The 17,017-nt window shown below is 71.7% G+C and carries 10 protein-coding genes; 7 read left to right on the top strand and 3 right to left on the bottom strand.

Annotated features, from left to right (window positions below):
- Window positions 1-372: 372 nt before the first annotated feature.
- The 5 genes from ACFU9P_RS20190 (at window position 373) to ACFU9P_RS20170 (ending at window position 10,714) form a co-directional block, all read left to right on the top strand.
- Window positions 373-3,393 (top strand): family 78 glycoside hydrolase catalytic domain, encoded by a 3,021-nt coding sequence (locus ACFU9P_RS20190; RefSeq protein WP_384082574.1) that lies wholly within the window; start codon window positions 373-375, stop codon window positions 3,391-3,393.
- Window positions 3,390-4,733 carry an extracellular solute-binding protein gene (locus ACFU9P_RS20185; RefSeq protein ID WP_384082571.1) on the top strand — a complete coding sequence of 448 codons (1,344 nt, stop codon included), beginning with the start codon at window positions 3,390-3,392 and terminating at the stop codon, window positions 4,731-4,733. The genes ACFU9P_RS20190 and ACFU9P_RS20185 overlap by 4 nt, the downstream gene beginning before the upstream one ends.
- Window positions 4,730-5,779 (top strand): carbohydrate ABC transporter permease, encoded by a 1,050-nt coding sequence (locus ACFU9P_RS20180; RefSeq protein ID WP_384082568.1) that lies wholly within the window; start codon window positions 4,730-4,732, stop codon window positions 5,777-5,779. Before ACFU9P_RS20185 ends, ACFU9P_RS20180 begins: the two co-directional genes overlap by 4 nt.
- A complete protein-coding gene (locus ACFU9P_RS20175) occupies window positions 5,776-6,615 on the top strand; it encodes a carbohydrate ABC transporter permease (RefSeq protein ID WP_384082565.1) in 840 nt (279 codons plus the stop codon). The genes ACFU9P_RS20180 and ACFU9P_RS20175 overlap by 4 nt, the downstream gene beginning before the upstream one ends.
- A gap of 73 nt (window positions 6,616-6,688) precedes the next feature.
- Window positions 6,689-10,714, top strand: coding sequence for a hypothetical protein (locus ACFU9P_RS20170; protein WP_384082562.1), 4,026 nt, complete (start codon window positions 6,689-6,691; stop codon window positions 10,712-10,714).
- Window positions 10,715-10,762: 48 nt separating this feature from the next.
- On the opposite strand, the gene ACFU9P_RS20165 is transcribed toward ACFU9P_RS20170, so the two are convergent.
- From ACFU9P_RS20165 to ACFU9P_RS20155, 3 genes are all read right to left on the bottom strand, one after another.
- Entirely contained in the window at window positions 10,763-12,214 is a 1,452-nt protein-coding gene (locus ACFU9P_RS20165) for an FGGY family carbohydrate kinase (protein ID WP_384082559.1), read from the bottom strand.
- Window positions 12,215-12,348: 134 nt separating this feature from the next.
- On the bottom strand, window positions 12,349-13,365 hold the full coding sequence (locus ACFU9P_RS20160; RefSeq protein WP_384082556.1) for a 2-hydroxyacid dehydrogenase: 1,017 nt from the start codon (window positions 13,363-13,365) through the stop codon (window positions 12,349-12,351).
- Between the two features lie 102 nt (window positions 13,366-13,467).
- On the bottom strand, window positions 13,468-14,256 hold the full coding sequence (locus ACFU9P_RS20155) for a DeoR/GlpR family DNA-binding transcription regulator (RefSeq protein ID WP_384082553.1): 789 nt from the start codon (window positions 14,254-14,256) through the stop codon (window positions 13,468-13,470).
- A gap of 411 nt (window positions 14,257-14,667) precedes the next feature.
- Between ACFU9P_RS20155 and ACFU9P_RS20150 the strand changes: the two genes are divergently transcribed.
- Together ACFU9P_RS20150 and ACFU9P_RS20145 are read left to right on the top strand one after the other, a co-directional pair.
- A complete protein-coding gene (locus ACFU9P_RS20150) occupies window positions 14,668-16,338 on the top strand; it encodes an FGGY-family carbohydrate kinase (protein WP_384082735.1) in 1,671 nt (556 codons plus the stop codon).
- On the top strand, window positions 16,335-16,988 hold the full coding sequence (locus ACFU9P_RS20145) for a histidine phosphatase family protein (protein ID WP_384082550.1): 654 nt from the start codon (window positions 16,335-16,337) through the stop codon (window positions 16,986-16,988). The genes ACFU9P_RS20150 and ACFU9P_RS20145 overlap by 4 nt, the downstream gene beginning before the upstream one ends.
- Window positions 16,989-17,017: the final 29 nt, after the last annotated feature.

The raw sequence follows: 17,017 nt of genomic DNA, 5'->3' as shown, positions 1-17,017 counted from the left end.
TCGTGCGTGATCCCGCCGCCCGAGGGGGGATCCACGCGTGATTTAACGTCCGTTCATGTGGTAATCACACGGTGAATATCACACTGGAATCGGGGGCCACAAGGGCACCCGCCGAAGGGGATCCTGGGCGGGTACGGCGCTTGTCGCGCGCCCTGTCCGGGGAGTTCGGTCACGCTATGAGATGGGTGGTTGAGCGCATCGGTAACACTCTTGACACCTCTCGCGGGGGGCTCATAGTCTCCACGCCACAGAATTCACGTTAGATTTCACATTCAAAGATGGTCGTCTTCACGGCAGGCAAGTGACGACGAACGGACGAACGGACGAACAACCAACGGCGATGCGCCACTCGGCGCGAGGAAGGACGCGCTCGTGTCCCTGCGGCCCTATGCCCTGCGGTGCGACCATCGCACCACTCCGCTGGGAATCGACGAGTCCGCTCCCATGCTCTCCTGGCGTCTCGTCTCCGGCCGCCGGGGCGAGGACCCCGCCGCGTACCGGATCCGGGTCGCCGAGCGGCCGGCGGACCTGGACGAGGGCGGCCAACCCCTTTGGGACACGGGCAGGGTGGAGGACCCGGCCGCGATCGGCGCCGTGTACGAGGGGCCGCCGCTCCGGGCCCGTACGCGCTACTACTGGCGGGTCGCCTTATGGGCGGCCGGGCCGCGCGAGCCGTACGGTCCGGCCGGGCCCTCCGGACCGTACGATGCCGCCGACCAGGCCGGACGGGCAGGGGCGTTGGCCGGTTCCGCCGAGGACACCTCCTGGTTCGAGACCGCGATGACAGTCCGGTCGTCCGACAATCCTTCCGGCAGATCTTCCGACAGGCCTTTCGGCAAACCCTCCGCTACGCCGTCCGAGGCACCGTCAACCGCCGGTCCCTGGCAGGCCTCCTGGATCGCCCACGACCCCCGCCCCATCGACGTCATGGACGCCCCGACCGAGGGCGAACGCGCGCTCGACCACCACGGGCTCGCACCCTGTCCCCTTCTCCGCCGCGCCTTCTCCGGCAGCACCGCCACCCGCGCCCGGCTCTATGTGAGCGCACGCGGGCTGTACGAGGTCCGCCTCAACGGCACCCGGGTCGGCGACGCCGAACTCGCGCCCGGCTGGACCGACTACACCCGCCGTATCCAGTACCAGACGTACGACGTGACCGAACTGCTCCGGGACGGCGAGAACGTCCTCGCGGCGACCGTCGCGGACGGCTGGTGGAGCGGATTCGTCGGCTTCGAACCGCGCAGAGCGGGAGCGCACTACGGCTCCCGCCCCCAGTTCCTGGCCGAACTCCACTTCACCGGCACCGACGGCCGTACCACCACCATCGTCACCGACGACATGTGGCGCACCCACACAGGAGCCATCCGGCACGCCGATCTGCTCATGGGCGAATGCCATGACCTCCGATACGCGGCCGACGGCTGGGACCTGCCCGGTTTCGACGACTCCGGCTGGACACCGGCCCTGGCCGTCGACTCCGACCACCGGCTGCTTGTCGCCTCGGTGGACGAGCCCGTACGGGCGACGGCCACCCTGCGCCCGCGCTCCCTGACCCGTATCCGTGACGGTGTTCATGTCGTCGACTTCGGTCAGAACCTCGCCGGACGAGTACGGCTCCGTCTCGGCCGGCTCGCCCCCGGCGCCCGGGTCGTCATACGCCACGGCGAGGCACTGGACGAGACCGGCGGCCTCTATACGGCGAACCTCCGCACCGCCGCCGCCACCGACATCCTGATCGGCGACGGCCGGGCCCCCGTCGTGTTCGAGCCGCGCTTCACCTACCACGGCTTCCGGTACGCGGAGATCAGCGGAGTCCCGGACCTGGACGAGGACTCCGTCGTCGCGGTGGCCCTGCACAGCGACACCCCGTGGACCGGCGCCTTCGACTGCTCCGACCCCGAGGTGCGCAGGCTCCACACCTGTGTGGGCTGGGGACAGCGTTCCAACTTCGTGAGTGTGCCCACCGACTGCCCCCAGCGCGACGAACGGCTCGGCTGGCTCGCCGACGCCCAGGTCTTCCTCCCCACGGCCGCCCTCAACGCCGATGTGGCCGCCTTCTATACGAAGTGGCTGCGGGATGTGGACGACGCACGTACCCCGGACGGCGGCTTCACCAATGTCGCGCCGCGCCTGGTGGGGGTCGCCGACGAAGGAGCCCCCGGCTGGGCCGACGCCGGTGTGATCATCCCCTGGCATCTTTACCGTACGTACGCCGATCCCCGTTTCCTCGCCCGCGCCCTGCCCGGCATGCGTGCCTGGGTCGAGCTGATCCACCGCCACAACCCCGACCTGATCTGGCGCCGGCGCGTGGGACCGCACTTCTCCGACTGGCTCGCCCCCGGCACCCCCACCCCGCGCGAGGTCATCGCCACCGCCTACTTCGCGCACAGCGCCCGGCTCACCGCCAGGGCCGCCGATGTCCTCGGAGAGCGGGACACGGCCCGCGACTTCCACAAGCTGGCCTCCGACATCCGCGAGGTCTTCGTCGAACGGTTCGTGACCACCGCGGACCACGGCACCACCGTGCGCGTCGAGGGCGACACCCAGACCGGCTATCTCATCGCGCTCGCCTTCGGCCTGCTGCCGACCGCGGAGGCCGTCGACGGCGCCGCGCGCCGCCTCGCCGAACTCATCGAGCAGGCGGGCCCCGCACTCCAGACCGGCTTCCTCGGTGTCGCGCTCGCCGCGCCCGTCCTGGACGCGCATGGCCGCGACGATCTCGCCCACGCGCTGCTGCGCCGTACGGACGTACCCTCCTGGCTGTTCCCGCTGCGCCACGGCGCCACCACCATCTGGGAACGCTGGGACGGCTGGACCCCCGGGACGGGCTTCCGCGCCCCCTCGATGAACTCCTTCAACCACTACGCGCTCGGCTCCATCGGCGAATGGCTCTACCGCGGGGTCGCGGGCCTCGACCAGAAGCCGGACTCCACGGGATACCGCGAGCTGAGCATCCGCCCGCGCCCCGGCGAACTCACCCACGCCAGCGCGCGCTACGAATCGGCGCGCGGCACGGTCGCGGTGCGGTGGCGGCGTGAGGGCGGCCGGTTCGACCTCGATGTGCAGGTGCCGCCCGGGGCCACCGCCGAGGTCCGCGTACCCACCGGTGACCCGGACTCCGTACGCGCGGACGACGGGCACGGGCGGTACGAGGGGCACAAGCGGGACGACAGGCACGGGCCGGGCGACGACGGGCACCACGGCCAGGACCACATCGCGCTTCTCTCCACCGGGCCCGACCACGCCCTCTACCGCCTGGCCTCCGGCCGCTACCGCTTCACCGCGGCCCTCGCCGCACCCGGCGCGCCCCGCCCGCCACTCACCCCGAACCCACGCACATCTGCTCCGGCGACCCCTTCGTTCGCCGGCTCCCACGAGGAGGACACACCATGACCACGGGTTCTCGCAGCCGTCCGGGCCCAGGCCCTGCCCCGGGCGCGGGTACGCGTACGGGTACGAGTACGGTCAGCCGCCGGGGGTTCCTCCGTATCGGCGGAGGCGCCGCCGCCCTCGCCGCGCTCCCCCCGGCCCTTGCCGCCTGCTCCGGTTCGGCCGGCGGCTCGGGGCAGGTACGGATCGTGGGCGTCGCCGACCAGCAGAAGCCCGTCGACGAACTCCTCGCCGCGTACCGCACGAGCCACCCCGACGCCCGCTTCAGCACCTCCTTCGCCCCCACCGACCAGGTCCAGACCGTCGTACGCACCCAGCTCGCCGGCGGCAACGCGCCCGATGTCCATGTGCTGTTCCCCGGCAGCGGCAGCGCGATGTCCATGGTCGAGCTGGCCAAGGCAGGGCTTCTGACCGACCTCGGCGACCAGAAGTGGACCGAGGGCATCCCCGAGAACTTCGACGCCGCCTACCGCTACGACGGCAAGACCTATCTCTATTCGGCGGGCAGCAGTGTCATCGGGGCGATATACAACAAGAAGGTCTTCGCCGACGCCGGGGTCCGGCCGCCCACCACCTGGGCCGGGCTCCTCGATGTGTGCGCCAGGCTCAAGGCCAGGGGAGTCGTCCCGATCGCCCTCGGTACCCAGACCGCCTGGGTCACCCAGCTCATCACCTATGCCCTGGTCCCCAACGCCGTCTATGCCAAGAACCCGGAATTCGACCGGGAGATGGCCGCCGGGCGCGCCACCTTCGCGGGCTCCGGCTGGGCGGACGCCATGGGCAAGTACCAGGAACTCCAGCGCCGGGGCTTCTTCAACGACAACCCCAACGGCACCACGTACGAACAGCAGACCGCGCTCGTCGCGGGCGGCAAGGCCGCCATGGCCGTCCAGGTCTCCGCCGTGCTCTCCGCCTTCCGCGCCGCCGCCAGAACCCCTGACGACCTCGGCATGTTCCCGTTCCCCGGCGGTGACGACCCCGCCCAGTTGTGGATTCCCGCGGGCATCGTCGTCGGCCTCGGTGTGGCGGCGCACGCCAAGAACACCGCCAAGGCCAAGGAGTTCATCGCCTTCCTCGGACAGCAGGAGAACATCGACCGCTGGGCCACGGCCGTGTCGGCGATCCCCTTCAAACGCGGCCCCTCCACCGTCATCGACCCCGTACTGAAGGACTTCCTGCCCATCATCGACGCGAACCGGGCCGTCCCCTTCATGGACCAGAGCTGGCCCAACGCCGAGGTGCAGCCCGCCCACTTCGCGGCCGTACAGGAGCTGCTCGCGGGAAAGACGGATGTCAGGGGAGCACTGGGGCAGATGGACAAGGCCTACGGGACGACATCGTGAACTCCCGTCCCGAGGCGCGCACTTTGGGTACCGGCGGCACGGGCGAAGGCAACGGCGTCACCGGCGACGCAGGTGGTGACACAAGTGGCGGCGGCACCCCGGCCGCCGGCCTCACCCGCGCTTCCGAGCCGGTCGTCAAAGAAGCGCTCCCCGCCCGCCGCTTCCGGCTTCGCCGCGATCCCACCGTCCCGCCCTGGCTGTTCGTCGTCCCCGCCCTCGCCGTCTACGCGCTCGTCGTCCTCTACCCGAGCGCCTCCGGCGTCGTCTACGCCTTTACCGACTGGTCGGGCGTCGGCGGCTTCTCCTTCGTCGGCCTGGACAACTTCCGTACTCTCCTCGACGACGACCGCGCCCTGGAATCCGTCAGCAACACCCTCCTGCTCACCCTCGCCGTCGTCATCGTCCAGAACGCCATCGGCCTGCTGCTCGCGCTCGGTGTCAACGCCAACATCCGGTCCCGGTCTCTGCTGCGGGTCATCTTCTTCGCCCCCGCCGTGGTCAGCCCGGTCATGGTCGCCTTCCTCTGGAAGTACGTCTACAACCCCGACAACGGCGCCGGACTCAACGCGATCCTCGGCGCCGTCGGCCTCGGCGGACTGCGGCAGGACTGGCTCGGCAACCCCTCGCTCGCGCTCTGGTCCGTCGCCGCGATGGTCGTCTGGCAGTACGCCGGTTACTCGATGGTCGTCTTCCTCGCCGGCCTCCAGGGCGTACCCCCCGAACTCCACGAGGCCGCCACCATCGACGGCGCGGGAATCTGGCAGCGCTTCCGCTATGTCACCTGGCCGCTGCTGGCCCCCGCGCTGACCATCAACCTCATGCTGTCGACCATCGGCGGCCTCAAACTCTTCGACCAGGTCTACGCCGCCACCAACGGCGGCCCCGGCACCGCGAGCGAGACCCTGTCGACCGTGCTGTACAAACAGGCCTTCGTCTTCGGGAAGTTCGGCTACAGCACCGCCGTCGCCCTCGTGCTCGCGCTCTTCGTCGCCGCCGTCTCCCTGGTCCAGCTCCGCTATCTGCGCGCCCGGGAGGTCACCGCGTGAACACCACCGCACTCCGGCGCCGCGGCTTCGGGCGCGGCGCCCTCGAACTGGTCATGGCCGCCGCGGCCGTCGTCTTCCTCTTCCCCGTGTACGCCCTGGTCACCCTGGCGATGAAGGACCCGCGGCAGATCGCCGAGTCCCCGCTCGCACCGCCCCTGCCGCCCACCTTCGCCAACTTCGGCAACGCCTGGACCTCCGCGTCCCTCGGCCCCGCCCTGCTCAGCAGTACGGTCATCACCGCCGTCAGCCTGCTGCTGCTCATCGCCCTCGGCTCCACCGGCGCCTACTACCTCGCGCGCCGCGCCCGCGGACTCGGCTACGGGCTCTACATCCTCTTCCTGCTGGGCATCGTGCTGCCCTTCCAGCTCGGCATGATCCCGCTGTACAAGCTGGTCGACAGCCTCGGCTGGCTCGGCACGTACCAGGGCATGGTGCTCTTCTACACCGGTATCCAGCTTCCGTTCACCGTCTTCCTCTACACCGGCTTCATCCGCGCCCTGCCCCAGGACTACGCGCAGGCCGCGCTCATCGACGGCTGCGACCACCGGCAGGCCTTCACCCGGATCGTCCTCCCGCTGCTGCGGCCGGTCACCGGCACCGTGATCATCCTGAACGCCGTCTTCATCTGGAACGACTTCTTCACCCCGCTGCTCTATCTGGGCGGTTCGGGCAAGGAGACCGTGCCGGTGGGGGTGTTCTCGTTCGTCGGCCAGTACGTGTCGGACTACGGCCTGGTCTTCGCGGGTCTGGTGCTGGCCGCGCTGCCGGTCCTGGTGGTCTTCCTGCTGCTCCAGCGCTATGTGATCAAGGGTTTCGCGGGCGGGCTCAAAGGCTGAACCGGCCCGGGCCATCGCGGGGTTGCCGCGGGGCCGCGTACTCCCGGGGGGCCGACGAATCGAGGACAGAACCATGACGTACGGACAACTCCCCGCCCGTATCGCGGAGATCCTGGCCGAACCGCCGCGCGCCTGCTCGCCCACCGCCCTCTGGTGGTGGAGCGGCGAGCGGCTCGACCGCGAACGGCTGCGGGACCAGCTCCAACGGTTCGCGGAGGGCGGGGTGTTCCAGCTCGTCCTGCTCAACCTGGCGCCTTCGGGGCCCCTCTTCGGCTCCGACGCCGACGACCCTCCGTTCATGTCCGAGGCATGGTGGACGCTGCTCGAATGCGTCTGCGACGACGCGCGCGATCTCGGTGTGAGCCTCTGGTTCTACGACCAGCTCGGATTCTCCGGCGCCGACCTACAGGCCCGGCTCGTCGACGAACAACCCGCCCATGCCGGCCGCCGGTTGGCCCGGATCCGAACGGTCGTCGACGAGAGCGGCGAACTGCGCTGCCCCGAGCACGCAGAGCCTCTCGCGGGCCGCGCCGAACCACTCGATGCTGACGACCGCCCCACCGGGCCCGCCGTCCCGGTCCCGGTGGACGGTGGGATCGTACGGCCGCCCGGCCCCGGGCGATGGCGACTGACGCTCCATCACCATGCGCCGCTCGGCTTCGACTACCTCGGCAAGGACGCGTGCGCCGCCCTCCTCGACCGGGTGCACGGCGCCTTCGAGCGGCGGCTCGGCGACCGCCTGGGCAGCGTCATCGTGGGCTCGTTCCAGGACGAACTCCCCACCCTGCCCTCCTGGTCGGCCGGATTCGCCGACGCCTTCCTGCGGCTGCGCGGCTACGACCTCACCGCCTGCCTGGACGCGCTGTACGAGGACGACACCCGCCCCGACGCCCACCGGATCCGGTACGACTACCACCTGACCCGCGCCGAACTGGCCGAAGATGCGTTCTTCCGGCCCCTCTCCGCCTGGCACGAGCGCCACGGCCTGCTCGTCGGCTGCGACCAGCAGGACCCCGCCCGCGCCGGACACCCCGTCGGCGGCGTCGAGTTGTACGCCGACTACGCCCGTACCCACCGCTGGTTCTCCGCGCCCGGCTCCGACCACCACGGCGACGCCCGGATCCACTCCTCGCTCGCCCATCTCTACGGCAGGCCGCGCACCTGGATCGAGGCGTTCCACTCCACCGGCTGGGGCGGCACGCCGGAGGAGACCTTCGACTGGCTGCTGCCCTGGCTGCGGGCCGGCGCGACCCTCTACAACCCGCACGCCGTCTACTACACGACCAAGGGCGGCTGGTGGGAGTGGGCGCCGCCCGCCACCGACTGGCGCCAGCCGTACTGGCGCCACCACCGGGTCTTCGCCGACGCCGTCACCCGGCTCTGCGCGATCCTGAGCCTCGGTCACCACCTCTGCGACACCGCGGTCCTGCTGCCCACCACCACGGCGCAGGCGGGCACCGCCCTGGACGGGGTCTCCTGCGCGGCGGAGCGCGCCCAGGCCGTCTACCTCGAACTCGTCGGGGACATGACCTGGTTCCACACGCGGCCGGGGGTGCTCGACCGGCTCGGCCTCGACGCGGATGTGATCGACGACGAGTCCGTGGCGCGCGCCACCGTACGGGAGGGGGAGGGGGACGGTGACGCTGTGCGGCTCTGTGCCGCCGAGGAGCGGTACGCGACGGTCGTGCTGCCCGCGTGCACGGTGCTCGAACAGGACACCGCGCGCAGGCTGATCGAATTCGTCTCGGCCGGCGGCACCCTGATCGCGGTCGGTGCCCTGCCCGAACAGATCGTCGGCCCCGACGGAGCCGCCACCCTGGACAAGATCCGCGACGAGCTGCGCGCCTGCTTCACCGAGGGCCGGGCAGTGCTGGTACCGGAGGCCTCGGACCTGGACGCCGCACTCGCCGCGCATCATCCGGTCGTCCGGGCGTCGGTCCCCGCGCTGGCGCGGTGCGTGGACGGTGTCACGGTGGTGTTCCTGACCGCGGGCTCCCCGCGCGCGACCCGGGCGTCCGTCGCCGCTCCCGACGAGCGGGGCGCGGCGCAGGGCTGGCTCGACGCGCGCTACGACTTCGACCCCGGCCGGTACGCGCGCACGGCACGGGTACGAGTACGGGGTGTCGAGGGCCCGGCCGTTCTGCTGGATCCGTTCGGCGGCCCTCCCCGTACGCTGCCGGTCCGGCCGGCGGAGAACGACGTCCGGGCGGTGGAGGTCGAGGTGCCGTTCGACTCCGGGCCGGCGGCGGTGCTGGTCTTTCCGGGGCCCGGACCTTCGGCGGGCGAGTTCGCGGTCGCCGCGCGGCCGTCCCGTACCGTTGCCGAGATCCCCGCCGACGCCGACTGGCAGATGACACTCGTCCCGACCCTCGACAACACCTGGGGCGATTTCGCACGGCCCGCGACCGGCGGACCCGGCGGTGCGGCCGTCGTCGAGTGCCATACGTTCCGGCAGGGCACCGCCGAGGGTCCGGCCGGGCTCCCGGTCCATGCGACCTTCGGCCCGCGCGCGGTGCTGCTGGACTCCGCCGATGGTGTCGGGTCGACCCTGGAGTGGTCCGACACGCGGGGCATCCACAAGGACCCCATCCACCGCGATGTCCTCGGCCCCAAGGGCCATGTGCCCGAGGAGTTCATCCTCCTCGGCCCGACGGCCGCCGGGACGGTGGCGCGGGTACGGACCGACCTGCTGCTGGACCAGGACTTCGAGGGGTATCTCGCGATCGGGGCCGCGGCGGCGAAGACGGCCCGACTGGGCGGCGTGCCGGTCGAGTTGGAAGACGGTGGCCATCTCGCCCTGGGCCCGGTCAGGCTGTCGGCGGGTCGCCATCTCCTGGAGCTGGAGCTGACGCCTGATCAGGACATCGACCTGCGTGCCCACTTGGCGCTCGTCCGCGACCCGGAGCGCTGCCGGCGCCCCGAATGGATCCTCCCGCCCGGTGGCGGCCCGGCCCTTGTCGGTACGACCCTCACCCTGGCGGCTGTCCCCGCCCGGGCGGTCGTCCAGGTCGCCGCGCGCGGACGGTGCGTTCTGCGCGTCAGCGGCCAAGTCGTCGGCAGGCAGGGCGGATTCGACCCGTACGCCGAGCACGCGGTGCCCCGGGTGCGCCGGCACGAGGTGGCGGCGGCGCTCCGTACCGGCGACAACGAGATCACCGTGGAGACGGCCGACGCCGGTACGGGCAGGGGCGGCACGGGCGGCGGCGATCCGGCCGTACTGGTGGACGCGGTTCTGTACGACGAGCGCGACCGGCTGGTCGCGACCGCCCACAGTGACGCCACTTGGTGGGCCGGGCGCGCGGGGGATCGGAGGCCGGTCGCGGTGCGCCGCCGGCAGATCGGGGATCCGGCCGCCCTGTATCTGCGCCGCAGACCGCATCCCCTGCCCGGTGCCGCCTGGCTGGACCCGGACGCCGACGACGGGACGGTGGTGCCGGTCGGGTTCGCGGTGCCGGGGGCCCCGGCGGAGGCGGAGGAGTGGCTCTGGTACGAACTGCCACCGGGCACGGTCCGGTTGACGGCCCGGACGTACGGCGAGACCTCGGTGTTCGTGGACGGTCAGGAGTGCCTGGTGACCACCGCGCTCGGCCCGGACGGTGTACGTACGGTGACCGCCGACCTGCCGACCGGACTCGGACCTCGTACCGCTGCCCTCCGCGTACGTACCGGCCCCGCCCACCGAGGAGGCGCCGCCCTGGCCGGTCCCGTACGGTGCGAGACCGGCCCGGGGCTGATCAGGACCGGCGACTGGGAGACCCAGGGCCTCGCCGAATACAGCGGCGGGGTGCGCTACACCCGCCGGATGACGGTCCCCGCCGCGATCCAAGGCGCGGGAGAAGAGCGGCTGTTGCTCGACCTCGGGCGGGTGCGCGGCACCGCGGAGGTACGGATCGGGGGCGCCGCGGCCGGGGTACGGGTCTGCTCCCCGTACGTCTTCGATGTGACCGGACTGGTCGCGGCCGGGGAGGAGTGCACCGTTGAGATCACCGTCTTCGGCACGCTCGCACCCCACTTGGACGCGACGAGCCCCACCCACTTCGTCTTCCCCGGCCAGCGGATCTCCGGCCTGATGGGTCCCGTACGCCTGCTCGCCGACTGATCCGGCCGACCCGGCGGGACTCTGCCGGCCCGGCAGGGGCGCGCGCCCTCAGCGTGCCCCCGCCGGCCCCCGCCACCGTGCCCGCGCGCTCTCCACCCGGAACAGATAGGCCGCGTACGCCTCTTCGTAGAACTCCACACCCGCCGGATCCGGGTCCACCACCGCGTCCGGAGCGGTCCAGACGCCGGTGTCCAGGGCGAGTCCGAGGTCCGCGCCCCGGGCCGCGACCGCCGCCAGCACCGCGCCGCGCGCCCCCGGTTCCGGGCCCCGGGCGATCCGCAGCGGGCGGCCCAGCACATCGGCGAAGATCCGCAGCCAGGCGAGGTTGCGCGCGCCGCCGCCGCAGACGGCCAGTTCGCCGGTGAGACCCGCGGCCTCCAGACAGTGCCGGGCCGCGAAGGCGATCGCCTCGCACATGCCCCGTACCAGATCGGCGCGCGACGCCCGCAGATCGAGACCGGTGAACTCGGCGCGCGCGGTGGGATCCACAAAGGGAGCGCGCTCGCCGGACGGCGACAGATAGGGCAGCGCTGCCACCCCGTGGGCACCGCGCGGGGTCTGGTCCAGCAGGCCCGAGACCTGCTCGTGGGAGGTGCCGGTCAGCCCGAGCACCCAGTCGAGCGCGACGGTCCCGGTCATGGCGGGCAGCGCCCGCATATGCCGGTCGGGGCGTGCCGTGGCGAGATGGAACCCGACCGGGTCCTCGTCCAGCGCGACCCGTTCGACCACGACCTGGCAGGCCAGGGTCGTACCGACGGTCAGCAGCCCGTCCCCCGGCTCGGTCACCCCCGCGCCGAGCGCGCAGGCGGGCAGATCGTACGGACCGGAGCTGACCGGGGTCCCCGCCGCCAGCCCCGGCGTACGGCCGGTGGCCTCCCCGTACGGCAGGGTCGCGGCGATCGGGGGCAGCAGATCGGCGCGGTGCGCGAGCCCGAGATCCGCTAGCACGTCGGGGGAGTAGGCGCGGGTGCGGGGGTCGAGGAAGGGCACCGAGGCGTCGGAGAGATCGGTGGAGCGCTCGCCGGTGAGCCGGAGATGGAGGATGTCCTTGCAGCAGGCGGCGATGGTGGCGGCGTCCAGGGACTCCGGTTCGTTGCGGTCGAGCCAGGCCATCAGCGGGCCGGGGGAGCCGGGGAAGAGGACATTGCCGGTGCGCCGGTACAGACGCTCCGCGGTGCCGTCGGCCATCCAGCCCGCGACGAGATCGCCGGCCCGGCCGTCCATCCATGACAGCGCGGGCCGTACGGCGCGGCCCGCCGCGTCGGCCAGCCAGAGGCCGTCGCCCTGACCGGTGAGGGCGACGAGCACGGGCGTACGGTCACCGGTCACCGCGCCCAGGACGCGGGAGGCGGCTCGTACCACCTCTTCGACATCCTGCTCCACGCGGTCGCCGCGCCCGCCCAGGGAGATGGGGGTGGACTCGACGCGCAGGGCGGTGCCGTCCTCGTCGAAGGCCGCCGCTTTGGCGACGGAGGTTCCCATGTCCAGACCGACGAACACTGTGCGGCCCCTTCCCTGGTGGACTTGTGGACTTGTGGGCTTGTGGGCTCCGGCTGGAGGTCCTGATGTTGAGAGGTCCTGATGTTGGGGTGTTCTGGCGTTCAGTGGTCCTGGTGTTTGGAGGGTTCAGGTGTTCAGACGACGCGGTGGGCGAGTGGTTCGCCGCGCAGGAACCTGCCCACCTCGGCGGCGGCGACGCGTGCCGCGTTGTGCGCGACCGACTTGTTCGCGCCCGCGAGATGGGGGGTCATCACCAGCCGGGGCGCGGTACGCAGCCGGGAGCCGGGCGGCGGGGGTTCCACCGCGAACACATCGAGCCCGGCCGCCGCGAGCCGGCCCGACTCCAGCGCGTCGCACAGCGCGTCCTCGTCCAGCAGCGCGCCGCGCGCGCAGTTGACCACGACCGCGCCGTCGGGGAGCAGCGCGAGTTCGCGCGCGCCGAGCAGCCCGCGCGTCTCGGGCGTCAGCCGGGCGTGCAGCGAGACGACGGAGGAGCGGCTCAGCAACTCGTCCAGGCTCGCTACCGGTGTGCCGGCCTCGCGCAGCACGCCGGGGTCGGCGTACGGGTCGTACACCAGGATCTCCGAGCCGAGCGCGGTGAGGGCCCGGGCCACCCGGCTGCCGACGGCGCCGCAGCCGATCAGCCCGACGGTCGCGCCGTCCAGACCGGGGCCGCAGTTGTCGTACGTGTAGAACTCGCCCGCCCAGCGGCCCGCGGCCAGCGCCGCCGACGTCTCCGGGATACGGCGCATCGCGGCCAGGATCAGTCCGACGGTGTACTCGGCGGTCGCGGCGGCGTTGCGGCCCGGGGTGTTGCAGACCTGGACGCCGCGCTCCCTGGCCGCGTCCAGATTCACATTGACGGGGCCGCCGCGGCCGACGACCACCAGCCGCAGGTCAGGTGATCCTTCGAGGATCTTGCCGGTGACCGGGGCCATCTGGGTGACGCACACCTCGGCCCCGGCCAGCGCGGCGAGGAGCGTGTCCTCGTCCCCCGATGCCTCGTCGACCTCGGAGACCGGGCCGAAGGGGGTCAGCGGCCAGGGCAGCCGCAGTTGGCCGATGGTGTGGGCGGTGCCGATCACGGCCGTCAGCTCCCGGGTGAGCAGTTCGGGGGCGACGAAGTGGTCGCCCGCGGCGAGGATTCTCATCGGCCGGATCTCCTTGGCGTGGTACGGCGGGAGCCCTGAGCGGGGCCTGCGGGCCCGGTATGCAGGCCCGGCTCCGGTGGGGTCCCGGGCCCTCAAGCGGGCTCAGGTGGGGGCGAGTTCGTAACGGACACCGCTCTCGTCGAGGGCCTTGACGGCCTCCGGCGGTGTGCGGTCGTCGATCAGTACAAGGTCGAACGCGGTGAGAGGGGCCAGCCGGTGCAGCGCGGTGCGGGTCAGCTTCGAGTGGTCGATCATCAGCACATTGCGGCCGGCGGCCTTGAGCATGGCGCGTTTGACCGCGACTATGCGCTGTTCCTGATGGAAGGCATAGTCGCCGAACACGGACGAGGTGGAGACGAAGCACACATCGACCCGCAGCGCCTCGACGGCCTCCACGCACGGCACCCCGAGGAAGGAGTCGTGCAGCGGGTCGTAGTCGCCGCCCAGCGCCATCAGGTGGATACCGCGCTCCTCGGCCAGCAGGTTCAGCGCTTCGAGGAAGTTGGTGACGACCGTCAGCGGTTCGATACGGGGGAGGAGCCGGGCCAGTTCCAGTGTGGTGGTCGAGTCGTCGATCATCACCGACATGCCGGGCTCGATGAGGGTGACGGCCTTGGCGGCGAGCGCCTCCTTCTCGGCGCGCATCGCGTTCTTCCGGTACGCCACATTGCTCTCGAAGACGCCCGAGGGCTGCGCGGTGACACCGCCGCGGTACTTGCGCAGGACGCCTTCGCGTTCGAGTTCGTCGATGTCCCGGTAGATCGTCATCGGACTCACGCCGAACCGCTCCGCCAGATCCGCCGCCGAGGCCGAACCCTCGGTCAGCACAAGGTCGGAGATCTCCCGGCGCCGCCGTATGGGGCCGCGCTGGCTCTTGTCGTCCTCTGACATTTCCCGGTCCTGTTCCGCGCGCTTGTCGTGTGCGTCTGTCGCGTGCGTATGTCGCGCGTCCGTTGCGTTCGCTGATCCGTTGCCCCGAGACACCTCATCAATAACATGAAGCTCTGAGGATATAACATAGATTACTGATGTAGCGTTTGGCAGTGTTCACCACGGCCGTCGACCGGGTCAACCCGTCCACCGGTGCCACGACCCCGTCCTCACCAGGTGAGACAAGGAATCCCGGCCTCGCAGGCGGTGGTCCGGGCGCGGTGGTGGACGCCGCTGGACATGGTGTGAAAAGCATGGTGAGACCACCGGGGGATCCGGCGGACAACGAGAAGGCCACCAGCGGACAAAGAGAAGACGACGCGACGGGGAAGGCGGGAATCCGTGACGGACACACGCCACAGAGACGTGTGGATGGGGATCGACCTGGGGACCCAGAGCGTGCGCGCCCTGGCCGTCACCGACGACGGACATGTGCTCGGGCGGGGCTCCGCCCCTCTCACCGGTCACCGCGACGGGCACCGTCATGAACAGCTCCCGTCGGATTGGTGGAAAGGCGTCGGCGCGGCGGTCCGCCGGACCCTGCGGACGCTCTCCGCCGCGCGGGTGCGCGGGGTGGCGGTCTGCTCCACCTCGGGCACCGTACTGCTCACCGACTCCCGGGGGACCCCCCTGACGCCGGCGCTGATGTACGACGACGGGCGGGCGGGGGAGGAGGCGCGGGACGCGCAGGAGGCGGGCGAGGAGGTGTGGCGCTCGCTCGGCCACCGTATCCAGCCGACCTGGGCCCTGGCCAAAGTGCTCTGGCTCGTACGGCCGGAGCGGGGCGGTGCGGGCGTTGATCTAGGCGGCCCCGGGGACGGCGGCGCTTCCGGTTCGGGCGCGTCCGGGTTCAAGGGCGCCCGGGTCTGCCACCAGGCGGACTTCATCACCACCCGGCTCGTCGGGCGCCCGGTGGCGACCGACTCCAGCCATGCCCTCAAGACCGGTTACGACCTGCGCAGCCGTACGTGGCCGACGGCCGTCCACGACCGGCTCGGGCTCTCCGGCCTCGACTTTCCGGCCGTGGTGCTCCCCGGGACACCGCTCGGTACGGTGTGCGCGGAGGCGGCGGCCGTCACGGGCCTGGCCGAGGGCACCCCGGTGATCGCGGGCATGACGGACGGGTGCGCGGCCCAACTCGGCTCTGGGGCCTGGGGTGTGGGGCAGTGGAACACGGTCCTCGGCACCACCCTTGTCCTCAAGGGCGTCACCGACACCCCGCTCCACGATCCCGCCGGTGTGCTCTACAACCACCTTTCCCCGGACGGGCACTGGCTGCCGGGCGGTGCCTCCAGCGTCGGCGCGGGCGCCCTCACACAGGCGTTCCCGGGGGCCGATCTGGCCCAGCTCGACCGTCTGGCCGCCGCGTACGAACCGGCCAGCGTCGTCGCGTACCCCCTGGTCTCGCGCGGGGAGCGCTTCCCGTTCCTGGCCGCCGACGCCGAGCCCTTCGTCCTGGGGCGGCCGGCCGACGACGCTGATCACCATGCGGCGCTGCTCCAGGGCGTCGCCCTGGTCGAGCGGCTCTGTCTGGCCTATATCCGGTTCCTGGGCGCCCCGGCCCACTCGCCGATCGCGTTCACCGGCGGCGCCACGAGCAGCCCGTACTGGAACCAGCTCCGCGCGGACATCCTCGGACTGACCGCCACCATCCCCGAACACACGGATTCCGCGCTGGGGATGGCTGTGCTCGCGGCACATGGGGTCCGGACACATGGAGTCGGAACACATGGAGTCCGGACACATGAGGACTGGGCACATGGGGACTGGACACATGGCGTGTCGGAACCTGGTGGGCAGGCGCATGTGGGGCGGCCTCATGTGGGGCACGCACATGGTGCGGAGCCACATGGTGCGTCGGCACATGGCGAGTTGACTCTGCTCTCCACCGTACGGAGCATGGTGCGCGTACGGACGATCCTGGATCCACGGCCCCAGGTCAGCCCACGTTTCGACGAGCCCTTTGTCACCCTGGTGGACGCCCTGGAGCGGCGCGGCTGGCTCCCTTCGGAGACCGCTGCCTACGCACGGGAGCACGGATGACGGCCTCGGCGGAGGGCGCAGGACCGGCCCCGGAGACCCCGGCCCCCACGACCCTCTTTCTCGCCCGGCATGGCGAGACGGTCTGGCACGACGAGAACCGCTATGCCGGGGTCAGCGACATCGCGCTGACCCCGCGCGGTGTCCAGCAGGCCGAAGCGCTCGGGAGCTGGGCGGCGGGCGCCGGACTCGACGCGATCGTGACCTCTCCCCTCACCCGCGCCCGTCGCACCGCCGAACCCGCCGTCCGCGCCACGGGACTGGCTCCCGTCGTCGAACCGGACCTGGCCGAGCTGGACTTCGGCATCGCCGAGGGCCGGACCCTCGCCGAACTCGAAGCCTCCCACCCCCAGGAGGTCGCGGACTTCCGCCGCGACCCGGCCGCCCATCCGCTGCCCGGCGGCGAGGACCCGAAGTCCGCTGCCGACCGTGGCGCCGCAGCCCTGCTCCGGCTGGCGGAGGCCCATCCGGGCGGTCGCGTTCTGGCCGTCGCGCACAACTCCCTGTTCCGGCTGGTGCTGTGCAGGCTGCTCGGTGTCCCGGACAGCGAGTACCGGCGGGTGCTCCCCAAGATGCGCAACTGCGCCGTCACCGAACTGCGCGTGTCGCGTGGGCAGGTGGCGCTCATGTCGTACAACGTGCCGACGGAGTAAGGCGCCAGGGGCGAGGGGCACGGCGGTCC

It is taken from the genome of Streptomyces sp. NPDC057617, from assembly GCF_042800555.1.
Taxonomy (GTDB): domain Bacteria; phylum Actinomycetota; class Actinomycetes; order Streptomycetales; family Streptomycetaceae; genus Streptomyces.
This window is presented reverse-complemented; position numbering and strand designations above follow the sequence as displayed.